This is a genomic window from Nostoc sp., assembly GCF_036916985.1.
Classification (GTDB): Bacteria; Cyanobacteriota; Cyanobacteriia; order Cyanobacteriales; family Nostocaceae; genus Nostoc.
On the sequence record NZ_JBALFD010000092.1, the window covers coordinates 140,529 to 164,460 of the forward strand.

Consider the following 23,932-nt stretch of genomic DNA (forward strand, 5'->3'; position numbering starts at 1 on the left):
TTGTACAATCCTGCAAACTTAGAAATGAACGCTGCCAAGATCAATTTAATGAACGACCCGCAGGCAAAGCGCGAGGCAGACAGAGCGCAAGCCCACAGAGACGAACTGACTGAGCGGATTGCACAGGCAATTCGTCAGGATGGGACGATTGAGCCTCTGAAAGGATTGCACTTTAACCGCGCCTCCTCGCCTTCGGAATGCCTTCATAGTGTCTCTATCCCTGCCTTTTGTGCGATCGCTCAGGGCAGCAAAGAAGTTCTTTTGGGTAGCGATCGCTATCAGTATGACCCGATGCATTATCTGCTAGCTACGGTTGAACTGCCGATTGTCAGCCAAATTCTAGAAGCGTCCAAGGCACAACCGTACCTGAGCCTGCGCCTGGATCTCGACCCCACCCTCGTTGGCTCAGTGATGGTCGAGGCAGGGTATCCCTCATCGCGCAACCGTGGTGATGTGAAAGCGATTGACGTAAGTCCGTTGAATGCAAATCTGTTGGACGCTGTGGTGCGGCTTGTCAGGCTTTTAGATTCCCCTGCTGAAGCTCATGTTCTCGCACCACTGATTAAGCGGGAAATCATTTACCGACTCTTGATGGGAGAGCAAGGTAATCGGCTCCGTCATATTGCAGTTCTGGGTGGCTATACCTACCATATTGCCAGAGCCGTTGAGCGACTTCGTAAAGACTTTAACGAGCCGCTTCGGATTGAAAACATCGCCCGAGAGATGGGAATGAGTGTTTCGGGCTTTCACCATCACTTCAAGTCTGTCACGGCAATGAGTCCCTTGCAGTTCCAGAAGCAACTGCGGCTCCAAGAGGCTCGCCGTCTGATGCTGGGGGAAAACCTTGACGCTACCAGTGCTGCCTATCGAGTGGGGTATGACGATGCCTCGCACTTCAACCGGGAGTATAAGCGGCTCTTTGGTGCGCCACCGATGCGCGATGTGGAGCGGCTGCGAGAAACTGCTAGGGAGACTGCTAGTTCAACGTATTGAAGAAGAATTCAGAAAACTGTTGCGGACAAGGGGGACAAGGTAGCAATATCTCTCCCAAGTCTCCCCAAAACGATTGATTATTTTTTTATTTGGAAGTTCCTAAATCAGCAATTTACTGACGCTTGCTGAAGTTAAGATTTCCACACTCAACACAGAGTCCAGTATGAAGAGTGCTGAGTGCCAAGTGCCTCGGCGCAAAAGCCTAAATGCGAAAGTACTGAGTACTCAACTTCAAAACTCAGCACTCAGCACTCAGCACTGAGTATGGTAAAAGCTATGACCCTGTAAAAAAGTTGTCTTGCAGACAATACAACGTGGTAGTTTGGTCATTAGTCATTTTTGGTATTCTTACCTACTGTCTGTTAATAGGAAAATTATCTGATCTAAACTGCATTGCCCACATTGCTGTAAAAATGAATTTATATTAAAAATTAGCGGATTTATTTGTGACTATTATGTATAAATTATCATCCCAAAAAATCCAGATATTTACAACTCTAATAGATTGTATTTTGCTACCAGTGTTATTAAAATCTTTAAAATATTCTCAGTATTTGTTTTTAATCTTTAATCTTAACTAATGGAGGTAATCTGCGGCAGAAGGGGCGATCGCATGAGCAAAAAATGGTATCGAGTCCAAAAGCTAAAAGCTATATTCGTCCTAGCATTGGCAGTTGTATTTACTAATGCTGTAGTTTCATATAGCAACACTATGAAGCTGATTCACAACCAGCAATGGGTGATAGACTCATATCAAGTTATTACCCAAATTGAAAGTATCGAATTTTCCCTTAAAGATACTGAAACTGCACAACGTAATTATCTAATTACAGCAGATGCAGATGATCTAAAAACCTATCTTGCAGCTGATCAACAAACTAATACCAATATTCAGATTCTCACTAAGCTAACTGCTAAAAATCATCAAAAGCAGCAGTGGATTTCTTTACTGGAACCAAAAATTACCACTAGGCTGAAAATTCTCCAACAAGAAATTTACCTTAGACAAAACCAGGGATTAGAAGCAGTTCGGCAACTAATCTTATCCGATCGAGATCGGCAAATCGGTAAAGAAATCCAACAACTGATTCACGACTCTTTAAAGGCAGAGCAAAATTTGTTACACCAGGGGATGCAGCAGTCACAAGTAAGTTCCCAAAAGGCAATAGTGACATTTTTTATCGCTGCGATTGTGGATTTGGTGCTGGTGGGGCTGCTATATGATTTGTTGTGGCGTTATATCAGGCAACTTCAGCAAACGGAACTGGCCCTACGCCAAAGCGAAAATCGTTTACGAGCCATGATAGATGCAGAACCAGAATGCATCCAGTTAATTGCCAGGGATGGCACTCTTTTAGAAATTAATGCAGAAGGGTTGGCAATAATGGAAGTGGAAAGTGCTGATATCTTAATTGGTAAACCAATTGATGCTGTAATTTTACCAGAGTATAGAACCGCCTTTGCCGAACTGCATAAAAGTGTCTGCCAAGGTAATAAGGGGACTTTGGAGTTTGAAATCGTGGGATTTCAAGGCACTCATCGCTACATGGAAACTCATGCTGTACCACTGCGTAACGAATCTGATGGCACGTTCATCCATTTGGCACTGACGCGAGATATAACCCAGCAAAAACAAGCAGAACAGAAAATCCGCGAACAAGCAGCGCTGCTGGATGTATCAACTGACGCGATTCTGGTGCGAAATATCCACAACCAAATTTTATTTTGGAATCAAGGTGCTGAACGTCTATATGGCTGGAAGGCTGAGGAAGTTATGGCGAAAAATGTTTTGCAAGTTTTGTATAAAGAGATTTCACCAGAGTTAGAAGATGCTTACTTGAGGGTGATAAATACAGGTGAGTGGCGGGGTGAGTTGCATCAACTAACCAGGGAAGGCAAAATAATTATCGTTGAAAGTCGGTGGACACTGATCCGACATCATAATGGCCAACCCAAATCCATTTTGAGTGTAAACACCGAAATCACGCAGCAAAAACAACTGGAAGCTCAACTTCTGCGATCGCAACGTTTAGAGAGTATCGGCACTCTAGCTGGCGGTATCGCCCATGACCTCAACAATACACTATCTCCAATTTTAATGTCAGTTCAACTGTTGCAGAAGAAATTGCCCGATTCGCAGAGTCAGCAAATACTACAAACTTTAGAAAATAATGTGAAACGCGGTGCTAATTTGCTCAAACAAGTCTTATCTTTTGCACGGGGTATTGAAGATAAACGGATAATTGTGCAAATTCAGCCTTTGATGGCAGAAATTGAGCAAATTATCGCTCAAACATTCCCCAAATCCATTGTTTGCCAGATAGATATGCCGAAAAATCTTTGGTATGTTCGTGGAGACATCACTCAACTACATCAGGTCCTAATAAACTTGGTAATCAACGCCCGCGATGCTATGCCCAATGGCGGTATTTTAAGGATTGCGGCGGAAAATCTGGTGATTGGCGAACATTCTGCCCAGATAAACATCGATGCGAAAGTAGGTTCTTATATTGCGATCGTGGTGACGGATACTGGTATGGGGATGTCGTCGGAAGTCCAGCAACGGATTTTTGAACCATTTTTCACCACCAAAGAGATAGGCAAAGGTACAGGTTTAGGGCTTTCTACGGCGCTGGGTATTATTAAAAATCACGGTGGTTTTGTCAATGTTTATAGTCAAGTAGGCAGAGGTACTCAATTTACAGTGTACTTGCCTGCCTCTACATTCAGAGACACACATTCGCTGTCTCAAGAACTGAAATCAGTTATGGGAGATAGCTAGTTAATTTTAGTGCTAAAAGTATCACAGACTAAACCGCGTCTACTTTGAAACCCATAGTTTTTTCGGAATCGGATTTTATTCCCTATTCCTTATTCCCTATTAAAAAACTCCAGTTCTCAACTTGGACGAGGTTTATAAATAATCCTGTCAATCAAAGCCAGTTCTGCAATGACTCAAACCGAGCAAATTCCGACTCTAGCTGCCATTGAATCCGCGCGCGATCGCTCTTTTGCAAAAAAGCACTGCACCCTTGAGAAACAGAGGTTTCACCAGGGGTATCGCTTGCACAAGCTGAAACCATTGCCTTAAACTCAGGCGACTCCCAGAGACTATTTCCCGGAGCGAAACTATATTCTAAGCTGTTGCGAGCCAATCGCTTGAGGTCTTTATATCCCAGCTTATATCTTGTTGCCGCTAACAGATACTCATGACTTAAATCAATGCGGGAAACGCCTTCATCATCGGAAGCAAGGGTCATTGGTACTCCAGCCTTCCAATACTCCATAAAAGGATGCTGATCTCCCTGGACATTTAAAATAACCTCATTACTGGTCAGGCAGATTTCGACCAACACGCCGAGTCGCCGCATTTGCTCCATCAACTCAAAAGGACGCTCCTCAAAAAGAATATCCACACCATGTCCAATGCGAGATGCCTGTGCCACTTCTACAGCTTGCCGAATATGAAAACGTAAATCCTCGGTCGGAACCAAACCCAGGGTTAACTCTCCGGCATGGAGCGCGACTTTGACATTGGGATATTGGCGTTTGAGAAATTGTAGCATTTGCATTTGCAGGGTGTAGTCGCGCAGTGCAATCGGGTTGTCTTCTGGGGCGACAAGATTGATGCCAACTACCCGCGAATCTGATGAATCTAGTGCAAAGGCATAAGCTAACTGAGCAAACACTTCAACGGGCGACTTTGTTCTTGTCGTTTGCTGCAAATAGCTCACTTTCACTGCACATCCAGGCTGTGCTGATGGAGTACCGCAACCGAGTGTTTTCGAGACTTCGCGCTCCAACTGTGTAAATTGCTGGTTGCCAAGTTTTACTAGCTTGGTTAATCCTCGTTTGAGCAATTGACGGTGCATCAGAGCAAAATCTTTATTCCAACCAACTTCACGCCCTAGCTGTCGAACCTCGCTGCCCTCAACGGTAAGCATTAACTCTAGATAGTTAATATGCTGCGAAGCTGCTCGATTTGCTACTTCCGCGACCATATCATCCCGACGGCTCATAGAGTCTGATATTGTCCCAAAACCGCTAAAAGCCTCAAAAAATTGGTCATGTCCAGATTTTCCAGCAAATTGGAGGTTACGAGTAGACCAACGATTTATTAGGGAATCATAAACAGATGTTCGGTTGAATAATTCTGAGGCGGGAAAATAGCTACTGTCCTGACCGCAAGCTTTAGGTTCAACTAAAACCTCCGCTTTTGGATTCACACAATACCCATCGCTGGCAGCCCACTCTAGATAGTGTTCTGCGTACACAGCCCCGCTGAGATGACTGTGGATATCTCCTCCCTTCGGCATTCGCTGTACAAATGCTCGTAAAGCGGCTGGCTGGGCGCGATGGGCTTCAAACCAACTAGCAGCTTCAGCTTCACTCCGAGTCGAGGACTGCTGCGAATTAGATGGGACTTGGGCTACTACGCTGAAGATAAAACAGCTAGAACTCGTTAATACTCCTAAAAACAAAAATAAGGGCGCTCGTCTATGCATATAGATTCATTTTTTCATGACCAGAATTCTCTGGTTAAATTTCCGCATCATTGTAGCCTTTCTCTGCGGTAATTAAGCATTGAAACAGTGATAAGGGACTTGCAAATAAAAAAATATCCAATTAACTCCTGTGGGGTGGGCGATACGAGAACCCAGTCCATAGGGCGGGTAAGATGCCATTGGTGTTAACTTAAGCTGAAACTCCTTTAAAACCTCGTTTCCAGCCTCCGGCTGGAAATGCAACTCAAAAGCGGCTCTGCCGCCAGGAAGAGAGGCGGAGCCTCAACGACGAGCATTCCCAGTCTCCGACTGGGAACGAGGCAAACGTGATAATATCTAAAAGCTGGTTCTAGGCTAGCTTTCACGTTAAGTTGACACCAATGGTTCTCCCCCTGCCCCCTGCCTCTTTTCTTCTTGTTGACGGTTAATGGTTAACTGGCAACAGTATTGATACAGAGTTAGTCGGCTATTCAAGATAAGACGAGAACAGCATTGAAAGTGCAAAACTTCCGATAAAAGTCAAGGTAGATAAGTTTGTATCTTGAGTTTGATGGGCTTCAGGAAGAATTTCTTCAACGATCGCCACCATTAAAGTGCCTGTTGTAAATGCAAGTACAATTAACTTAGGCAGATCAGTTTGTCCGCGCAACCCCCAATAGCCCAGCGTCGCGCCCAGCCAAACAGGAATTAGAAATGCTACAAGTAACCAAAATCGCTGTGTTCGCGGCATATTTTGACTCTTAAACTCTGCGTTAGTGACAAATCCTTCAGGAATGTGAGCCACAACTCTCCCCGATGCCAGAACTACGCCTAGATGAGGCGCGATCGTTAGACTAGTGCCAATCATTAAGCCATCACCAAATAAGTCAATAGCAATGCTCAGAAAGATCACCCAACCAACACTATTATGATCAACGCCACGCAGTCGATTTTTGCTTAAATTGAGAAGCTGATTAATCCACACAAAAAAAGCTCCACCTAAAAACAAAGCTAAAATAGCTGCCCAAACGGGTTTAGCGATCGCAACTCTTGGTATTAGTTCAGTAGATGCGATCGCCAACAACACCCCAGCAGCAGCGTGCAGTGCAAGTCCTAATGTTTGTTTTGATGACGGTAAGGCTTCAGCAATCATTGCTCCCATAAAGTTGCTGACAACGGGCAAAGCTGATAGTGTGAGAGCAAATATAAATTCTTGCATAGTCAGGCTCCGCTAGTCGTAACAGACTTTTTGATGTTTAACCGAGTACCGTGGGTTTCAATCCCCCATTTCAATAACCGGCAAGTTTTGGGTCGAGGTCTAAATCCCAATACGCTTGGGTTAAGGGCTACTGGCAACAATTTTGGGTTTTCGAGACGCGATAAATCGCCGTCTCTACAAGTGTTTTGTTGCTCATTCTGAACTGTATTGGTCTAAATCCCCAGACGCTCTCTACGAGACGCTTCGCGAACGCAGACTCGGTAACACAAAACTTAATTACGAATTACGAATTATTTAATCGTTCTACCGATAGATTGCATCATCAATTGTGGCTCGGAAAAACTCGCCCTCTAACTCAAACCGCTTAGTGCCGAAGTACCATCCAATTCGCAGACGAGTCGGAATAGTGTAGCCAGAAAATGTGCGTTCTTCCTCCATAATTCCACCGAAGTCAATATAATGAAACTCAGAGCCATCAAGGTTATTCCAGCGCGGCAGCTTGAAGGTCTTGAGCCGACCCGTTTGATCGATGGTGAAATCTAGTTCGGCTCTCTCACCTTGTACTAAAAAACTAGAATGAAGATGCGATGAATCTGTTGTTGTCCATGAAATATCATCACCACACAACGCAGATGGCAAACAGATTGACTCAGACTGAAGACGACCAACAGCAGACCGCGTAATATCGGAACCCGAAGCTATCATCACCGGGAAAATTCCTAAAAGTTTCCATTGCATTGCACCTACACCGTCTATAATCCGATCCGATCCCACAATTGGCAAACCGTTCATCCATGCCGTAGCACTCCAAATCAGTCCATGCTCCCAGCAAATGACCTGCTCTGCTTTGAATGGAATCCAATTTTTCAATTTGATTTCGCCGTGCATCTGCAATCTAACCGCAGATGCGATCGCAGTTCCAGGAGCGATCGCGTGTTCGAGATATCGTCTTGCTGCTTCTGGTAAATGAGCGAATTCGTCTGAATGAAATACACGATCCTTAGATATCGCTGAATTCCATAGCGTATTGAGAGAAATCTGTTTAGTCATCATTGCCGCCAGTATTTTTAATTCAGAATTTGATAGATTGTGATGATAAAAATTATTATGAAAATAGATGTATAAATCAACTTAGTATATTTGGCTAGCCACCTTGGAAGATAAATATCAAAATTGTCCTTTTGGGAATTTGAATATTTTCGGGCAAGCAGATTTAATGGGCAGTGTAATTTAAACGTTAATAGGGTTATACCTTCTATAAATACCAATCCATAACCAATGCAGAGCCAGAGATCGAGTTTATTTGCAATTGCGGCATAAAGCATATAGAAAATCACAAAGTTGAAGAATACCCATATCAACGTGTGAATGGTTTTAATTAGCGTCAATTTTGTTGCATTTTCCATATTGATTTTAGTGTGACGGATGATTGTTCTATTTCCTGAATGAATTGATTGAATACGATATAAAACGTAACAGTCGATTTTGTAAAGAATGCCAAAAATTGATCGCAGGTATAATAACAGAGATAGCCAGAAACCAGATTTAAAGTTATGCGATCGCCTTTTCCCATCATCTCAAGGCGCGATGTCTACGACGGTCACTGAGCGCAGCCGAAGTGCGGGCTACGCCTACACCTAAATCTGCAATATCCCAAACAGCGATCCAATACGGTTCGGTTAAGGCAAGAGACGCGATAAATCGCCGTCTCTACAATAATCATTCCTTTGTAGAGACGGCGATTTATCGCGTCTTTGTGATCTAGGGCGTATCACCAAAAAATCTTATCCGAACAGTATTGAACAGCGATCGCCTAAATCCAGAATATTCCAAACAGCGATCGCCTTTTCCGATCATTTTTCCCTAATCAGTTAAGATAATCTTCATCAATCTTCTTTCCTTTTACCCTTCTCCTTGGAATTATGACGCAGGAAGAGTTATTGCAACTGATAGATCGCGCCGTGGCTGAGGGTTGGCGAGAGTTAGACTTGTCGGGGCAAGAGTTGACTGAGTTACCTGTGGAAATTGGGAAGTTGCAGCAGCTTGAGTCTTTGATTTTGGGAAAGAAGGTTGAAGGTTATGAAGAAGTAAGAAACCGCTATCTCGAAAAGGTTTCAGGCAACAATTTAAAAACGCTTCCTCTGGAACTATTGGGTTTGCCTAATTTGCGTAAGTTGGATATTAGTGGCAATCCTTTAGAGAGCATTCCCGATGTGGTAACGCAAATACTACATTTAGAGGAACTTATCTTAATTCGAGTAGAGCTAACTGAAATACCTGATGCGATCACTAATTTAACCAATCTGACTAGGCTTAACCTCGGTGACAACCAAATAACCCAGATACCAGAGGCGATCGCAAAATTAACCAATCTGACGCAGCTTTACCTGAATTACAACCAAATAACCCAGATACCAGAGGCGATCGCAAAATTAACCAATCTCACCTACCTTCTCCTCGGTGGCAACCAAATAAGCGAGATACCAGAGGCGATCGCAAAATTAACCAATCTTACCTACCTTCTCCTCAGTGTCAACCAAATAAGCGAGATACCAGAGTCGCTCGCAAAATTAACCAATCTCACCCACCTTTATCTCCTTAGCAACGAAATAAGTGAGATACCAGAGGCGTTCGCAAAATTAACCAATCTCACCTACCTTCTCCTCGGTGGCAACCAAATAAGCGAGATACCAGAGGCGCTCGCAAAATTAACCAATCTCACCCAGCTTGTCCTTGGTAGCAACGAAATAACCGAGATACCAAAGGCGCTCGCAAAATTAACCAATCTTACCTACCTTCAACTCAGACTCAACAAAATAAGCGAGATACCAGAAGCGCTCGCAAAATTAACCAATCTTACCTACCTTGACCTCAGTAACAACCAAATAACCCAGATTCCAGAGGCGATCGAAAGTTTGCCGAAATTGGAAATACTAGATTTACGGGGAAATCCGCTTCCTATTTCACCAGAGATTTTAGGATCTTCTGATGATGTTGGTTCAGTTGAAGATATTTTCAATTACTTGCGATTACTCCGTAGCGGTGAAGTGCGTCCACTCAACGAAGCCAAACTTTTGCTCATCGGACAAGGCAGCGTCGGCAAAACATCCCTTATCGAGCGACTAATCCGCAATAAATATGATAAAAATCAATCCCAAACCGACGGACTCAATGTAGAAACTTGGAATGTGCCGGTCAATAGCAAAGACATCCGCCTGAATGTTTGGGACTTTGGCGGACAGGAAATTTATCATGCCACCCATCAGTTTTTTCTGACTAAGCGCAGCCTCTATCTCCTAGTCTGTAATTGTCGCACCAGCGAAGAAGAAAACCGCATCGAATATTGGCTGAAACTAATCGAAAGCTTCGGCGGACAGTCCCCCGTGATTATCGTTGGCAACAAAAAAGACGAACAACCCCTCGACATCAACCGCAAGGCATTACGCGAAAAATATCCTAACATCCAAGCGATTATCGAAACCTCTTGCCAAGACAATATCGGCATTGATGAACTTCGCACCGCTATTTTGCAGCAAATTGGCAACCTCAAAGAAGTCTACGACCTTTTACCCCTCTCATGGTTCGAGGTTAAACAACAACTCGAATCCATGCCCCAAGACTTCATCAGCTACAACCGCTACATCGGCATCTGCCACGAAAATAAGATTCCCGAAGAACAAAACCAAGATCAACTCATCGATCTCCTCCATCGACTTGGCTTAGTTCTCAACTTCCGCGATCATCCCATCCTCAAAAATACCAACGTCCTCAAACCCAACTGGGTGACAGAAGGCATTTACGCGCTCCTGAGCGATGAAAACCTCAAAACTCAAACCAAAGGCATTTTCACCCCCGCCGATCTCATCCGCATCCTCAATCCACAGCGTTATCCCACCACGCGTCATGACTATTTAATCGGGCTGATGAAAGAGTTTGAGCTTTGCTTTGAATTAGATTGTAAACCACCACAATTCCTGATTGCGGGACTTCTGCCTAAAGACCAACCAGATGAAACACAACTCCAAGGCGAAACCCTGGAATTTCAATACCATTACAAAGTTCTCCCCGAAAGCATCATTTCCCGCTTCATCGTCAACACCCACGAAAAAATTTATAACCAAATCTATTGGCGCAGTGGCGTAATGCTGCAATATCAAGAAAACAACGAAATCTACAACATTGCTCGGATCAAAGCCGATCCCGAAGACAAAAAAATCTTCATCACCATTAGCGGACGCCAAGAAACCCGCCGCTTATTTCTCGGCATCCTCCGCGATGTCTTCCAAAAAATCCACAAAAGTCTCCCCAATCTCGAAATCACCGAATGGGTTCCCGTCCCCGGCCATCCCAATCATCCACCCCTCGACTACCAAGAACTCCTCGGACTCGAATCAATGGGTGAAAGCATAATAACCATCGGCAAACTAAAATTAAAACTCGATTTACGTCAACTTTTAGATGGCTATGAATCAGTAGAATCGCGTCGAAAATCACAAAAAGCAGATAATGATTTAGATGATAGGACTGCTTATGAAGATATGCGAGATATTGCTAAACTAGCTGTCAGCAGAGAAATTAAAATTAATAATAATAATAAAGCCGAGGCAAATGCTATGTCAGAAAATCCTCAATTCACAAACAACTTTCAAGGCGCAAACATCGCCAACTTTGCCAACCAAGTCAAAGACAACACCAGTCAGCAAGCCTCTAACTTCAACCAAACAAGCGGCGCAAGCGTAGCAGAACTAATGCAACTGATCGGCAACTTACGCCAAACTGCTGCCCAATTTCCACCAGAAACCCACGACGACATTATCATCGATATTGATGATGTAGAAGTAGAAATTCAAAAGCCAGAAAAAGAACGCAATTTACCCAAACTCAAAAAGCGTCTAGTAGCTTTACTAACTGCTGCTACTGTAGTCGCTGCCCCCATTGCAGGTATGACAAGCTTTACAAAGGATGTTATGGAAATAGGAAGCAAATTAGGCATAGAACTAAAGCTTCCCTCTGGTAAATAGACTTTGCTAACTCCAGGGGCGATGGCTTCGCCGGTTCGCAAAGCGACCATCGCATAGGTTGAAATGATACCCGCCTTTGACTCGATGAAAATTGAAATAGCGATCGCTATTCATCAATCAATATTTAAACCTAACCTACAGCAAACTCCGTATCAGAGCGTACCCTAGCAGGTTGAAAACCCAAAACTATATCTTGATATGGTACACCCAATTTTAATAACTCAACGTGAGTTCGACGGATAGAAAAGCCCAAAAAGCTTGCTAGATAGGAATTTGCTTAACTGGGCAGGCGAAGTGCGATGCCTGCGGCGGGCTACGCCTACGCTAAGATTGATTGAGAATGAGCAAAAAAGGCACAAAAAAACGCCGAGACTAAAAATATCTAAGAAAAATGAGGGTCAGGGCTTAGTCTACTATTGTATCTCGCCTCGATATCGTACAAATCTTCTGTGACGTAGATGATTTTTGCAACCAGTGGGAGAACTTGTGGCAACAAGTGCCACAGTTGCCATCCACAAAGGGAGAGCGCCGCAGCAAATCAAAAATGCTATCAGAGGTGATGACAATTGCGTTAGCGAAGCTTACCGAAGGTATCGCATTTCACGGTAGTGGTTATAAAACTTTCAAGGAGTTCTACACCTTGCACGTGCTACAAAGTTGGCGTGGAGCGTTTCCCAACTTGGTGAGCTACACCAGGTTTGTGGAACTGATGCCTTCTCTTCGAGACGCTACGCGAAGGCGTTTAATGTTGTTGTGTTGTTTTTTACATACACGCACAGGAGAGGTTACAGGGATTAGTTTTATTGATTCTACTCCGATAGATGTTTGTCACAATTGTCGCGCACATGCCCATAAAGTTTTTAAGGGGTTAGTGAAATGGGGTAAAAATTCTGTGGGCTGGCATTTCGGATTTAAACTTCATTTGATTATTAACGATTGTGGAGAATTACTGGCATTCAAGCTAACGCAAGCTTTTGTAGATGACCGTAAGCCAGTACCTGATATGACCAAAGATATAAGAAAGTAAACTGTTTGGAGACCGAGGATAATCTGGTCAAAAATTATTTGAGGAGTTATATCAGCGAGGTTTAGAGTTAGTTACCAAATCTAAAAAGAAGATGAAAAACCGTTTGGTAAAACTAATTGACAAAATTCTTTTACGCAAACGGGCGGTAATTGAATCTGTCAATGACCATCTCAAAAATATGTGTCAAATAGAACACTCAAGGGCATCGTAGTGTCTTTAACTTTTTGGTCAATCTGATGGCTGGACTGGCTGTTTACACCTATTTGCCCAAAAAACCATCGATTGATTTTTACCCAAAAGATTTACCTGCACTACCTCCTGCCGTTTTTTAGCTCCGTCGAACTCACGTTAATTATGCTAAACCGAATAGTTTTGCGATCGCAGGCAATAATTTATTAGTCGCTTCAACTAGAGAAGCAACAGCAGGTAAGCCTGTAAATATCCCTTTCAACATGGTGATTGCTGTTTTTGCCGTCTTTTGCTTGGTGGATTCTTGAGGATTTTTACCCGCTTCTGCTAAAGTGTTCACCTGTTCTAGCGCTTCGGCTTTGTCTTCTTCTGACAAATATGTGGATTGGATGATCGCATCTTGCAACTGCGACAATAATTCTTTAATTCCTGGTTTCTCGGCATCGGTTGCATCAGGTAACTGATTGAGGGCAATACTCACGTTACCGCTGATGGTTCCCAGATTAGCAATAGAATTATTGCCAGCGATACCGCTAACATTACTGCTACCTTGAATATTGATGCCACTGATATCAGACATATTTGTATCTCCTTGAGTATAAAATTTCGGCTGCTTGAGAGCAGTATGTACCATATTTTCTAAACTAATAATGCGCTTATCTTTTTCTACAAGTAATAATTGCTGACTCTGCGATAAAGCTTTGAGTTGATTATAATCATCAAAATATTCTGCACTTAGTTGAGATTTATCGCTACCTGCTGCGGTTTTGGCTCTGAGCAAGATTTTATCATCGCCGCGTTTCTCCATTGCCACGATTTCTAACTCAGCTTCGGGATGGTTTTCGGCAAGGTTTTTGAAGGCTATGGCAACAGCACGGGGGTCAACGTTTTGATTATGGTATAAGTCGAGGGTGTCAAAAATTGGCTTGATAAAGTCGGCAAAATCTCCGTCTGCAAATACCTCTTGTTTATTATCAGGTTTGCGGAGCGGGTCAGGATCTTCTTTTGTGGGTAAACGCATAAAGACATATTCACACCTCACCCCATGCAATTTAGTTGTATTTGTAATGCCCCAATCTTCGATGTACGCGCCTGTGAAATTTGCACCAGTTAAATCTGTGCCGTCTAGTTGCGTTTGCTTCAGTTTTACTCTTGACAAATCGGCATCTTGCAAGTTGGTTTCACTGAGATCAGCGCCAATAAAGGTGGCATCTGCTAGGTTAGCTTTTTGTAAGTTGATACCTCGCAGGTTTTCACGGTCAAAGTTCTTATCCTGTCCCTGTCCTGTAACCAGTAGTTGACGTATTTGTGAGTTCTGAAGATAAGTTGAGCCAGGATGAACACGGTCAAGCATTTTGGCTTGATGCCAACGGCTACAGATAAGGATTGTGTTTCGGAAATCTGTACTTTTGAGCGTAGCTTGGGTGAAATCAGCATCTGTTAAGTTAGCGCCACGAAAACTTGTACCTCCTGTTGCAGCAAAGGCGATCGCAATATTGCGAATTAAGGAGTGCTTTTGATCTCCTTTCATAGCTCGCCAGCTGATGTAGATACTAAATAACGTTCCGGCTCCGGCGAAGGCGAAGGCTCCGGCGACGGCGACGGCATAGTCTTCAATTAGCTCAAAAACTTCTTAGCGAAGCTCCAAAGGGAGCCGCTTCGCTAACGCCAAATTCAACTGAGTCCTGACAGATTAAGACGGGTACTCAAAAAAAGGGGGTCATTTGGAAACGAAGCAGAAAAAGCCATAAACGAAAACAAAATCCTGTAATACGGGAGAAAAAGCAAGCAGACTTAGATATGTTGCAATTAGCTGCTGCTACCGGAGAAATAGACCTAAAGTATCTAGATGAATCAGGATTTTGTCTGTGGAGTGAACCAGGCTACACCTATTACTTTAGAGGTGAGCAAAAACGTTTGGAACAAACAAAACGCCGTGGTCGCAGACTAAGCATTATTGGGTTTCTTCAACCTTTGATCAGTTTTGTTTATGGTTTGGTGATCGGAGGCGTTAACCGCAAGTCTTATATCCAAATAACGGAGCCATGTTGCGGCTGATGCCCAAAGAACCGGACGTACTAGGGTAATTGTGCAGGATAACGGGCCTATACACCGATGCAAAGAAGTACAAAAGCTGTAGTCAAAATGGGAACAGATGGGTTTGTACATCTTCTTTTTACCCGAATATTGCTCCGAAATGAACCCCATTGAATTGGAGTGGCAACACCTTAAGAAAAATGAACTATGTGGGCAAATATTCGATGATGAGCACCACCATTGCTTACGCTGTAATTGATGGTATTCAAGCTAGGGGAAAAAAAGGAAACTACAGTACAGAGCGTGTCAAATTTAACTCCAATTCTTCAGGTTAAATTTTTGTTACATACTTATAAATTTTCCCACCCACCTACTTACAAGGGTTTCAAGCTTTCTAGACCCAATAAATTGTCATTACGAGCGGAGCGAAGTAATCGCATAATCCCGTAGTTTTTGCGATTGCTTCGTCGTTCCTCCTCTCTACGAGACGCACTCGCGTTTGCAATGACAAGCTTTCGGAGCGATCCAACAGCTTAGGGATAGACGACGAAACCAAGTGTGAGGTGTAATTTCAAGACTTGTGTGTACACCGTAGGTAGCTTGACGAGAGGCAGAGCCTCTCGGAATACATTCCCAAGCTGGAGGCTGGGAACGAGGCTACACAAGCTTTTGAGCTTTTCTACTTATACCCCATTTTCTAATGGAAACGCAGGGCAAAGGAAAAAAGGATTTTCGTTATAAGCCTTGCCCCTTGCTAACTATTTCCTAGACTGAATTTGCTTGACTAAATCATAAAAAGGTTGCCAATTATCTTCCTGGGCAATTGGTTCCCAAATAGACTCAATTACTGGTCTTAATAATACCGTTTTGGGATTATGAACAGCTAGAGTTTGGGCAATTATATCGGTGCGATTGCTATCAAAATCGTTCAATATTTTATGGTATAATATGCACCAATCATCAAAGATTCCTGACGCACCCGGTACTGGCACAATCTCTGAATTATTCATCACAAAACCTGGTTCATCGCGCCATTTAGATGAAAAAGTACGAGCCATCTCATAAAAAAACTGGTGATAACCAACTTGGCTATCTTTCAAAAATTCAACCGTTACATTCAACAGTTCCCCAGCTTGTGGATGTGACAACTCTGAAAAACCTAACTTTTTCAACATCAAAGAACTGTATTCAGCTTGATAATATTCATCAAACCTTTCTAATGCAGCTTCCATTTCGCCTTTATCAATAATCGCCTTTAAAGGTTCTTGGAGCATTTGTAAATTCAGTTGGCAAATACTTGGTTGATTACCGTAACAGTAGCGTCCATAATAGTCAAAATACGCAGCTATAAAGGATGGGTTATAACTCGGAATAAATGCGTAAGGCCCGTAGTCAAAACTCTCTCCAGTAATCGACATATTGTCAGTATTCAGGACTGCATGACAAAAACCAACCGCCATCCACTGTGCTACTAGTTGTGCAACCCGTTTAACTAATTCGGCGTAAAACAGGGTATATTTATCTTCTTCAGCATTTAAGTGTCGATAATACTGCTCAATTACGTGGTCTAACAGCTTCTTAGTTAAATCTGGACGCTGGAAATAGTGCAGTCGCTCAAAAGTGCCAAACCGAATATGAGAACTGCTCATTCTAATCATCACAGATGAACGGGTAGGCGAAGGTTCATCACCCCGCCAAAGTGGTAAACCTGTTTCAATCATGCTTAGACAGCGCGAAGTACGTACACCCAAGTAATGCAGTGCTTCCGCAGCCAGAACTTCCCGCACCCCACCTTTGAGCGTCAGCATACCATCGCCACCACGAGAGTAGGGCGTTCTCCCAGAACCTTTAGTGCCAAAATCGTACAATTGGCCATCATTGGCGCGTACTTGTCCGTAGAGAAAGCCTCTACCATCACCCAACTGTCCGTTATATTCACCAAATTGATAGCCGTGGTAACGCAGTGCCAACAAGGGTTTGCGCCCTTGAAATTGACCAAAGGCTGTGATGAAATCTTCGTCTTTGACTACTTGGGGGTCTAGGCCAAAACGGGGTAATAGTTCATCGTTACGCCAACGCAGGAGGTGTTGGGGAAATTCTTCCGCTGCAACCTCATCATAGTAGTCATCGCCTAGAGATTCTAAAGCGCTTTCGTAGTTGAGGGTGAGAAAAGGATTGCTAGAATTTTTGTAGTTTGGGGTTTCAGCCAGAGTCATTACGAGCAAAGCTTAATTCATTCTTCCTTTAATACTACCTCTGGCTTCAGCATCAGCATAGACGCAAAAAGCGACTCATATCTAAAATATGGCAGCACGACTATCAAAATCTGGAGCATATAAAGAATAAAATTTTACAATTAAAGAAAAAGTTAACTTAATTAGCAATTTTAGACTCTAAATTTGAGTTTTTGGTTCAGAATCACACCAATATCAAAAGTAACCTGTGAGTTTTTTTGATTGCTATGAAGACTGGCTTAACCGAAGTTTGTATCAAATCCGCCAGTCTTCTGAAACTTAACCTTAATTAAATGAAGCTGAGTTTTTTATTTGTTAATTGGTTGTGATGTTGGTGCAGCAAATCCTACTGAGTTTGATGTTGCTGGTGATACCTGTGAAGAGAGAATTTTTTTCACTTGTAGGTTATAAGTTTGCAAAATTGATTGAACCTGTTTCTGTTGATCTTGATTCAGATCCAAAGATTTTAACACTATCCTGATTCTCTGACGGGATTGCAATGCTGCCTTAAATTTAGTTGCTTGGGACGGGTTTAATAGAGCCTGAATATCTTTATCTCTTTGCTGGCGAGCCAGTTGAATTTGTAGCCGCTGTTGCTTTGTGAGTTTGATGGGCTGGTGTGATGCAGCACTAGTCTGAGTTTTTAAGACTGGTGTAGTGGCTGAATTTGGAACTGGTGCTGCCAAGACAACTCCGTTTAAGATGGTAGCAAAAGCGAAGATAGCAGAAAATACAGAAAAGGGCTTTATAGAATTAATGGACATTTGAAAAACTCCTCAGTCATTTAATAAGATTGGACACATCGGCTAAAGCTAACCTTGATAAATAAGCCAGGTAGTGAATAAATCTTACTATTGCATTTGCTTATGGACTTGTTGTGTATTTATTATGAATTTGCTATGAATTTGTAAATGTTCACAACTGAGATATAAAAGTTATTTAAGTTTAGATATTTCCCTATTATCAATAGTTGTAATTTTGGCAATAATGACAAATTCAAAATAATAGTTTTAGATAATTTTAAATATTGTTGTCTTACAGAAATCTTCTAATTTTTGTGAGAAAATAGTATTTGCAAACAAGTAAATCTCATATATGGATACTGTGATAAATAAAATAAATATTTTTGATAACGATACTTACTATATTTAAAATATAGGTACTTTCCAATTAGGATTTGTCAGACTTGTCAAAATATGATCTTCCCATTGACCATTAATTAATAAATAGTCTCTAGCATATCCTTCAATAACAAAACCGAGTCTTTTGAGTACATTACCACTGCGTCGATTGTGAGGCATATAATTAGCCATAACTCGGTGAAAATTTAACTCTTGAAATAGATATTGAGTTGCAGATTTTAGCCCTTCTGTCATATAACCTCTACCTTGTTTATTTTCAGCAAGGCTATATCCTACATAGCAAAAATGAGCGGCTCCTCGAACAAAATTACTAAAATTGACCGTTCCAATAACTACTGTGGGATTTTTTTTGGTAAAAATAAATAGTTTTAACGATTGCCCATTGATAAATTCCAGAAAACTATTCTCTATCTGATATTGCCAATATTCTTCAGTGAAGAAACCATCAGCCCAAAGAGGGTAAAATGGGGTGAGATAAGTTTTATTGTTAATGAAGTATTTAAGAATTTGGGGTATGTCTTCATGGATCGCTGCTCGTAATAATAGGCGATCGCTTGTAATTATTGGCAGTTCTGATATCATAAACCACTTAATCGGCGGGATCTGTTCCCATAACATTCTCTAAATTTATAAATTCTCTCATACCCTGCGGTTTAGCAGCAGCCAAGGCAATATAATTCGCTCCTACATCGGAGCAGGGGGACAAGGGGGACAAGGTAGCAATATCTCTCCTTTGTCTCCCCCCTCTCCCTTGTCTCCCTCAAGCGATTGATTATTTTTTTATTTGGAAGTCTCTTAATCTGCCATTCCACCAAAATCTTGATAAGCTGATGTCTAATATCTAGAGCTGAAGGATTGAGAGCCAATGGGTGATAAAGCACAGTGCAGGGCATAATTTCGATAAAATCGCTTTGCCTAAACGCTGTACCGCAGGAGATTCAACCAAAATACAGCTCAAGATTCAACCCAGTCTACAAGAAGGATAGTGATGTGGTGGGAATACGCTACGATTGGCAGGAATTAGAGATTCGGGCGATATACAACACGCCATTGCTAGAGCTTATTTATCAAGCTGCTAGCGTGCATCGCCAATATCATGACCCAACAAAAATACAAGTTTGTAAGCTCATATCGATTAAAACGGGGGGTTGTCCAGAAGATTGTAGCTACTGCGCCCAATCTTCTCGCTATAAAACAGAGGTAAAGGCGCAAGCACTCCTAGAAAAGGAAACTGTAGTTAACATTGCCCAAAAAGCGAAAGAAACTGGTGTTAGTCGCATTTGTATGGGTGCTGCTTGGCGCGAAGTCCGGGATAACTCACAATTTGAGGAAGTCCTGGAAATGGTCAAGGATGTGACGGCGATGGGTTTAGAAGTGTGCTGCACTCTGGGTATGTTGACGGCAAATCAGGCCAGGAAGTTGGCAGAAGCGGGACTTTACGCCTACAACCATAACTTAGATACCTCGCAGGAATATTACAGCACAATTATTACCACCAGAACTTATAGCGATCGCTTGAACACAATTGAAAACATCCGTCAGACAAATGTTACTGTATGTTCTGGCGGTATCCTGGGCTTGGGCGAAACCGTCGATGACCGTGTTGGAATGTTACAAACTCTGGCAAACTTACATCCACATCCAGAGTCCGTGCCGATTAATATTCTTTCACAAGTACCAGGCACACCCTTAGAAAATCAGCCTGATGTCCCCATTTGGGACATTGTACGGATGATTGCCACAGCCAGGATTTTAATGCCAGCTTCCGATGTGCGTCTTAGTGCTGGTAGAGCGAGACTTTCTCAAGTTGAGCAAGCTTTCTGCTTTATGGCAGGAGCCAATTCTATCTTTTCTAGCGACGACAACAAGATGTTAACAGTGACAACTCCCTGTCCAGATTACGACACTGACCGAGAAATGCTGAACTTACTTGGTTTGGGTATGCGATCGCCTTCCCAAAGACAGGAGAAAATAGCAAGTCCGGCTGTTGTAGGATAAATATCTTCTTGTGGGATGGGTGTCTCACCCGTCCCCGGATAAGCTGAGGGCAGGTAAGACTTCGGCGTGAGCGCTCAGTCGAACACTGCCCGCCCCACAAGAGTCTTAGTTAAATTATCTTGGCAGTCCGCAGACCGAACAACAGACCAACAGATAAACCGAAGAACAAAGCTAAAAAGCCGATGTAAGCTGCAATTGCAAACATTTATTTTTCTCCACAATACTTCCTAAATCTATTGAATCATTAGTTGTTAGGGATTGGGCATTGGGCATGGTGGAAATTTAAAGATAAAACGGTTAATGATGAGGTACAGATGACAATTACTGAGAATAGTGTCGTTAAAGAAATTCCACTTGACCAAATTGACATCGGACTGTCTCAAGTTCGTACTAGCGATATTGACGAAGGTATTCAAGAATTAGCAGCCAGCATTGAAAAAATAGGACTCCTTGAGCCAATTGTTGTTTCTCCAAAAGCGGAAGGACGATATGAAGTAGTCACAGGTCAGAGGCGTTTTCTAGCACATCAGTATTTAGAACGTGAAACTATACGTGCCACAATCCTTGCTGAACCAGTAGAACCAGAAATTGCAAAAGCGATTTCTCTAACTGAGAATATGGTTCGGCAAAATTTGTCAACCAAAGACTACATTGATGCTTGCACAGAGTTATACAGAAAATATGGGTCTATTAAAAGGATTTCAGACACATTAGGACTTCCCTATTATAAGGTAAGTCAGTATGTTAAGTATGAGCAACTGATTGAACCATTAAGAGAAAAAGTTGAAAGCGGTTTAAAACTTGATGTCGCACTTCGGGCCCAAAAAGCAGCAACAGACTCATCTAGTAAAGAAGTTAACAATGAAGCTGCTATTATTTATGCCGAAGAAATGCAAAAAATGAGTGGTATTCAACAACGACAAATCGAAAAAGTTGCGATTCAAGAGCCAAGTATACCTCCAAAAGAAGTTATACAAAGGAGTAAGCGGCAGCAGCAAATAAATCTCAGAGTAGTAGTTGGCGACAAACTATATTATGCTTTAAATCAATTTACACAAGATGAGGAAATTGACCAAAATAATGCGGTTATAACTCTCCTTGAAGCAGCACTTTCTGAACGGGGTTATCTCTAAGCTAAAAACTTATGTTAGATTCACTTTCGTCTGAGGAACGACGAGATTTAATTCTCTCTATTGGAACGCATAAGAAAAATCGTAGGCTGTCTCCGATACAAGTTGCTCAATTATTAAATCGCTTGTATCAAATTCAGGGAATTTCCCTCAATCAGATCGCCCAAGAACTTGAATTAAAAGACTCCTCTATTTTGCGTAGGTTTCTTTTGCTATTATCGCTCCCGCCTGAAATACAACCTCTTGTCAATTGGGGAACATCACCAGGTTATCTGTCTTTTTCCGTAGCATCGGAAATTTCGAGGGTTAAAGGGTCTGAAAATATTAACCTTTTGGCTAAAGATGCGCTTGAGAATCAGAGAAGCAAAGAAGAAGTTCGTGCGATTCTTCAATGCAACCTGCGGGGGGGAGGAAGCTTAACTCACTGTATAGAAACAATTGACTCGACTCGACCCAAGGTTATTCACCATTATGTTTTCCTGGGCAAACTTCCAACTCTAACTAATGGAAGTCAATGGGAAGAACAGTATAGTTTTGAGCTTCGAGCTATGTTATCTAAGCTAGTACATGAGGAAAACGTTCTTTCTGCTGCTATCAAAAATGGACGTTTTAGCTTTACATTAACCGAATCAGCTATTAAAAATACTAAAGTTGCTCCCCATCTTACACCTCAGAAGGTGGAAGCTTTTGTCGCCAATTTATTGACTAAAATGAGCAACAATGAATAATCTTCAAGGTGCAGCTACTGTTCGCAAAGATGGATGTATTCTTATTGGTCAGACTGTGACTTGTGATGGATTTGCTCCAGAGCGTTCTATTCGCATACAGACTAATATCAATCGCCTTAATGATTTCAGTACCAGTAAAGGACAGCAAAAAAAGATTGTCTTAAGCCAAGAAACTTATGAAGAATTGTTAGAAAAATCTCCAGATATACAGTTTAGACGTGGGCAATTTGAAGTTCTTCCAGCCGATGGAAGCTGTCATACAGTCGAGAACATTCAAATATGTCTGTTCCCATCGGGTTATATGCCTGGTTCAGTTATGCCAGTGATTCGCACTGAAAATGGCATTAACGTAATGTATTCATCGGATTTTTCTTGGTCTTCGAGTTTCTTTGAGGCTTCTTTCCCTAAAATAGATGTTTTGGTTATAGATGTAAAATCAGACAATTTTGACTCTAATAGTGCTGATTTGAACGGAGTAGTCTCGCTAATACAAGCAGTACAACCAGCTTTTGTTATTACTTACAGTTCGGAAGATGGAAATGCTAGTTTATTGGCTGAGTATATAGAAAAAAATTTAGGAATCAAAGCAAGTTTTGAGGAACAGCCTGTAGGACTGGCTTGGGGAGGGACAGGGGGAACAACAATTAGCCAATCTACACCTAAAACTACTTATGTTAGCTCAACTGCCTTAAAACGGCTCATTGTTATTGTCCCTTCTGAGAATCAAGATGTTGAAAGTTGGAAACCATTAGTAGAAAATCTTCAACAGGAAACTACCCTAGCGGAAACCCAATGGCTGCTTTGGGATAAGCATTATCTTAAAAATCAGAGTTTTGAAAGAGGCTTCAGCTTATCTAAACAGCTAAAAGCAAAAATAGATGCAACATGGAAAAACAAAGGGCCTTTTGAAGAAGTTATCCTTGTCGGACATAGCTTAGGTGGTATTCTTATTCGGCAGGCTTATTTAATAGCATCTGGTATGTATAGTGAGGGTGGCTATAATCAAAGTCCTTGGTATGAGTACGTTAGGCGCTTTGTTCTTTTGGCTTCACCCAATCGGGGTTTAGATCCTACTCAATCTCTAATTTGGCGAATGGTAAGGGCGTTTGAGAAAGTTACATCTTTTTCCTTAAGGAGATTGATGCCATTACAAGACTTTATTAAAGGATCTGCCTTTATCACAAATTTGAGAATAGACTGGATTAGACATTTTTCACAACCTTATTATCCACTAACTGTTGTTCAATTACTGGGGGCAAAAGATGGAAATATAACTCGTGATGATAGTGTTGATTTAGAACAGTTTCCTGATGCTTTTCATATAGATATTCCTGATGCGGAAGACACAAATATTCACCGCATAGATTGTGCAGAAGACAGAGAAGAAAGATATCAGTTGATTAGGGATGCAATTCTTAGCGATGAACGATTAGGTGACGATCCTGATTTAGCTCCATCCATTGCTATAAATAATGTGGTATTTATTCTTCATGGAATTCGAGCTAGTAATAGTGGCTGGGTTAAGCAGATCAAAGAAAAAATACTTCAAGAAGATCCAGACACAGTAGTTATCACTTCTTCCTATGGCTACTTTTCGGCATTTAATTTTGTTCTTCCTGGTATTCGTCAAAGTAATAAGTAGCTAGGCACAATTAAATATAAGACGCTCAAGGGCATATTCACCCTTTACGCTTCTGGCTTCCATGCCATCAATAATTGCCATAGCCAAA

General features: G+C 42.0%; 17 protein-coding genes and 2 pseudogenes. 10 read left to right on the forward strand and 9 right to left on the reverse strand.

Annotated elements, in window-relative coordinates:
• The first annotated feature begins 48 nt into the window (after positions 1–48).
• Both V7L07_RS30110 and V7L07_RS30115 read left to right on the forward strand, forming a co-directional pair.
• Positions 49–993 carry an AraC family transcriptional regulator gene (locus V7L07_RS30110; protein ID WP_442936096.1) on the forward strand — a complete coding sequence of 315 codons (945 nt, stop codon included), beginning with the start codon at positions 49–51 and terminating at the stop codon, positions 991–993.
• A 580-nt stretch (positions 994–1,573) separates the two neighbouring features.
• Positions 1,574–3,775 carry a PAS domain S-box protein gene (locus V7L07_RS30115; protein ID WP_335062953.1) on the forward strand — a complete coding sequence of 734 codons (2,202 nt, stop codon included), beginning with the start codon at positions 1,574–1,576 and terminating at the stop codon, positions 3,773–3,775.
• Positions 3,776–3,926: 151 nt separating this feature from the next.
• On the opposite strand, the gene V7L07_RS30120 is transcribed toward V7L07_RS30115, so the two are convergent.
• From V7L07_RS30120 to V7L07_RS30130, 3 genes are all read right to left on the reverse strand, one after another.
• The gene (locus tag V7L07_RS30120) at positions 3,927–5,498 is read right to left on the reverse strand and encodes an adenosine deaminase (RefSeq protein ID WP_335062954.1); all 1,572 of its coding nucleotides are present in this window, start codon (positions 5,496–5,498) and stop codon (positions 3,927–3,929) included.
• A gap of 466 nt (positions 5,499–5,964) precedes the next feature.
• Positions 5,965–6,696, reverse strand: coding sequence for a ZIP family metal transporter (locus V7L07_RS30125; RefSeq protein WP_335062955.1), 732 nt, complete (start codon positions 6,694–6,696; stop codon positions 5,965–5,967).
• Positions 6,697–6,999: 303 nt separating this feature from the next.
• Positions 7,000–7,749 carry a DUF6920 family protein gene (locus V7L07_RS30130; RefSeq protein WP_335062957.1) on the reverse strand — a complete coding sequence of 250 codons (750 nt, stop codon included), beginning with the start codon at positions 7,747–7,749 and terminating at the stop codon, positions 7,000–7,002.
• 441 nt (positions 7,750–8,190) lie between these two features.
• Here V7L07_RS30130 and V7L07_RS30135 point away from each other — a divergent pair, with 441 nt between their 5' ends.
• Both V7L07_RS30135 and V7L07_RS30140 read left to right on the forward strand, forming a co-directional pair.
• Positions 8,191–8,337: a hypothetical protein gene (locus tag V7L07_RS30135; protein WP_335062958.1), complete on the forward strand. Its 147-nt coding sequence runs from the start codon at positions 8,191–8,193 to the stop codon at positions 8,335–8,337.
• A gap of 281 nt (positions 8,338–8,618) precedes the next feature.
• Positions 8,619–11,717 (forward strand): leucine-rich repeat domain-containing protein, encoded by a 3,099-nt coding sequence (locus tag V7L07_RS30140; protein ID WP_335062960.1) that lies wholly within the window; start codon positions 8,619–8,621, stop codon positions 11,715–11,717.
• Between the two features lie 130 nt (positions 11,718–11,847).
• On the opposite strand, the gene V7L07_RS30145 is transcribed toward V7L07_RS30140, so the two are convergent.
• On the reverse strand, positions 11,848–11,970 hold the full coding sequence (locus V7L07_RS30145; protein WP_335062961.1) for an element excision factor XisI family protein: 123 nt from the start codon (positions 11,968–11,970) through the stop codon (positions 11,848–11,850).
• Between the two features lie 162 nt (positions 11,971–12,132).
• Here V7L07_RS30145 and V7L07_RS33590 point away from each other — a divergent pair.
• Positions 12,133–13,076 (forward strand): annotated as a pseudogene (locus V7L07_RS33590) (IS982 family transposase).
• Positions 13,077–13,096: 20 nt separating this feature from the next.
• On the opposite strand, the gene V7L07_RS30160 reads toward V7L07_RS33590, so the two are convergent.
• Complete coding sequence (locus V7L07_RS30160; protein ID WP_335062965.1) at positions 13,097–14,464, reverse strand: pentapeptide repeat-containing protein; 1,368 nt, start codon at positions 14,462–14,464, stop codon at positions 13,097–13,099.
• A 135-nt stretch (positions 14,465–14,599) separates the two neighbouring features.
• Here V7L07_RS30160 and V7L07_RS30165 point away from each other — a divergent pair.
• Positions 14,600–15,229 (forward strand): annotated as a pseudogene (locus tag V7L07_RS30165) (IS630 family transposase); the annotation flags it as partial.
• Positions 15,230–15,728: 499 nt separating this feature from the next.
• Here the strand turns inward: V7L07_RS30165 and V7L07_RS30170 are convergent.
• The 3 genes from V7L07_RS30170 to V7L07_RS30180 all read right to left on the reverse strand — a co-directional run bounded on the left by V7L07_RS30170 (position 15,729) and on the right by V7L07_RS30180 (position 18,928).
• Positions 15,729–17,186 (reverse strand): protein adenylyltransferase SelO, encoded by a 1,458-nt coding sequence (locus V7L07_RS30170; RefSeq protein WP_335062967.1) that lies wholly within the window; start codon positions 17,184–17,186, stop codon positions 15,729–15,731.
• A gap of 326 nt (positions 17,187–17,512) precedes the next feature.
• The gene (locus V7L07_RS30175; RefSeq protein ID WP_335062969.1) at positions 17,513–17,968 is read right to left on the reverse strand and encodes a hypothetical protein; all 456 of its coding nucleotides are present in this window, start codon (positions 17,966–17,968) and stop codon (positions 17,513–17,515) included.
• Positions 17,969–18,352: 384 nt separating this feature from the next.
• A complete protein-coding gene (locus V7L07_RS30180; RefSeq protein WP_335062985.1) occupies positions 18,353–18,928 on the reverse strand; it encodes a GNAT family N-acetyltransferase in 576 nt (191 codons plus the stop codon).
• Between the two features lie 408 nt (positions 18,929–19,336).
• Between V7L07_RS30180 and bioB the strand changes: the two genes are divergently transcribed.
• The gene (gene bioB / locus V7L07_RS30185) at positions 19,337–20,344 is read left to right on the forward strand and encodes a biotin synthase BioB (protein ID WP_335062971.1); all 1,008 of its coding nucleotides are present in this window, start codon (positions 19,337–19,339) and stop codon (positions 20,342–20,344) included.
• A gap of 109 nt (positions 20,345–20,453) precedes the next feature.
• On the opposite strand, the gene petL is transcribed toward bioB, so the two are convergent.
• Positions 20,454–20,549 carry a cytochrome b6-f complex subunit PetL gene (gene petL / locus V7L07_RS30190; RefSeq protein ID WP_094332720.1) on the reverse strand — a complete coding sequence of 32 codons (96 nt, stop codon included), beginning with the start codon at positions 20,547–20,549 and terminating at the stop codon, positions 20,454–20,456.
• A gap of 109 nt (positions 20,550–20,658) precedes the next feature.
• Here petL and V7L07_RS30195 point away from each other — a divergent pair, with 109 nt between their 5' ends.
• Genes V7L07_RS30195 through V7L07_RS30205 form a run of 3 tightly spaced genes read left to right on the forward strand, consistent with a single transcriptional unit; the run spans position 20,659 to position 23,844 of the window.
• Positions 20,659–21,477, forward strand: coding sequence for a ParB/RepB/Spo0J family partition protein (locus V7L07_RS30195; protein ID WP_335062972.1), 819 nt, complete (start codon positions 20,659–20,661; stop codon positions 21,475–21,477).
• A gap of 11 nt (positions 21,478–21,488) precedes the next feature.
• Complete coding sequence (locus V7L07_RS30200) at positions 21,489–22,202, forward strand: hypothetical protein (protein WP_335062974.1); 714 nt, start codon at positions 21,489–21,491, stop codon at positions 22,200–22,202.
• Complete coding sequence (locus tag V7L07_RS30205) at positions 22,195–23,844, forward strand: hypothetical protein (RefSeq protein ID WP_335062976.1); 1,650 nt, start codon at positions 22,195–22,197, stop codon at positions 23,842–23,844. The genes V7L07_RS30200 and V7L07_RS30205 overlap by 8 nt, the downstream gene beginning before the upstream one ends.
• Positions 23,845–23,932: the final 88 nt, after the last annotated feature.

Bases quoted from the DNA above. Each gene is read 5' to 3' on its own strand.
- V7L07_RS30110 (WP_442936096.1), top strand. From the start codon at position 49: ATGAACGACCCGCAGGCAAAGCGCGAGGCAGACAGAGCGCAAGCCCAC.
- V7L07_RS30115 (WP_335062953.1), top strand. From the start codon at position 1,574: ATGGAGGTAATCTGCGGCAGAAGGGGCGATCGCATGAGCAAAAAATGG.
- V7L07_RS30120 (WP_335062954.1), bottom strand. From the start codon at position 5,498: ATGCATAGACGAGCGCCCTTATTTTTGTTTTTAGGAGTATTAACGAGT.
- V7L07_RS30125 (WP_335062955.1), bottom strand. From the start codon at position 6,696: ATGCAAGAATTTATATTTGCTCTCACACTATCAGCTTTGCCCGTTGTC.
- V7L07_RS30130 (WP_335062957.1), bottom strand. From the start codon at position 7,749: ATGATGACTAAACAGATTTCTCTCAATACGCTATGGAATTCAGCGATA.
- V7L07_RS30135 (WP_335062958.1), top strand. From the start codon at position 8,191: ATGCCAAAAATTGATCGCAGGTATAATAACAGAGATAGCCAGAAACCA.
- V7L07_RS30140 (WP_335062960.1), top strand. From the start codon at position 8,619: ATGACGCAGGAAGAGTTATTGCAACTGATAGATCGCGCCGTGGCTGAG.
- V7L07_RS30160 (WP_335062965.1), bottom strand. From the start codon at position 14,464: ATGAAAGGAGATCAAAAGCACTCCTTAATTCGCAATATTGCGATCGCC.
- V7L07_RS30170 (WP_335062967.1), bottom strand. From the start codon at position 17,186: ATGACTCTGGCTGAAACCCCAAACTACAAAAATTCTAGCAATCCTTTT.
- V7L07_RS30175 (WP_335062969.1), bottom strand. From the start codon at position 17,968: ATGTCCATTAATTCTATAAAGCCCTTTTCTGTATTTTCTGCTATCTTC.
- V7L07_RS30180 (WP_335062985.1), bottom strand. From the start codon at position 18,928: ATGATATCAGAACTGCCAATAATTACAAGCGATCGCCTATTATTACGA.
- petL (WP_094332720.1), bottom strand. From the start codon at position 20,549: ATGTTTGCAATTGCAGCTTACATCGGCTTTTTAGCTTTGTTCTTCGGT.
- V7L07_RS30195 (WP_335062972.1), top strand. From the start codon at position 20,659: ATGACAATTACTGAGAATAGTGTCGTTAAAGAAATTCCACTTGACCAA.
- V7L07_RS30200 (WP_335062974.1), top strand. From the start codon at position 21,489: ATGTTAGATTCACTTTCGTCTGAGGAACGACGAGATTTAATTCTCTCT.
- V7L07_RS30205 (WP_335062976.1), top strand. From the start codon at position 22,195: ATGAATAATCTTCAAGGTGCAGCTACTGTTCGCAAAGATGGATGTATT.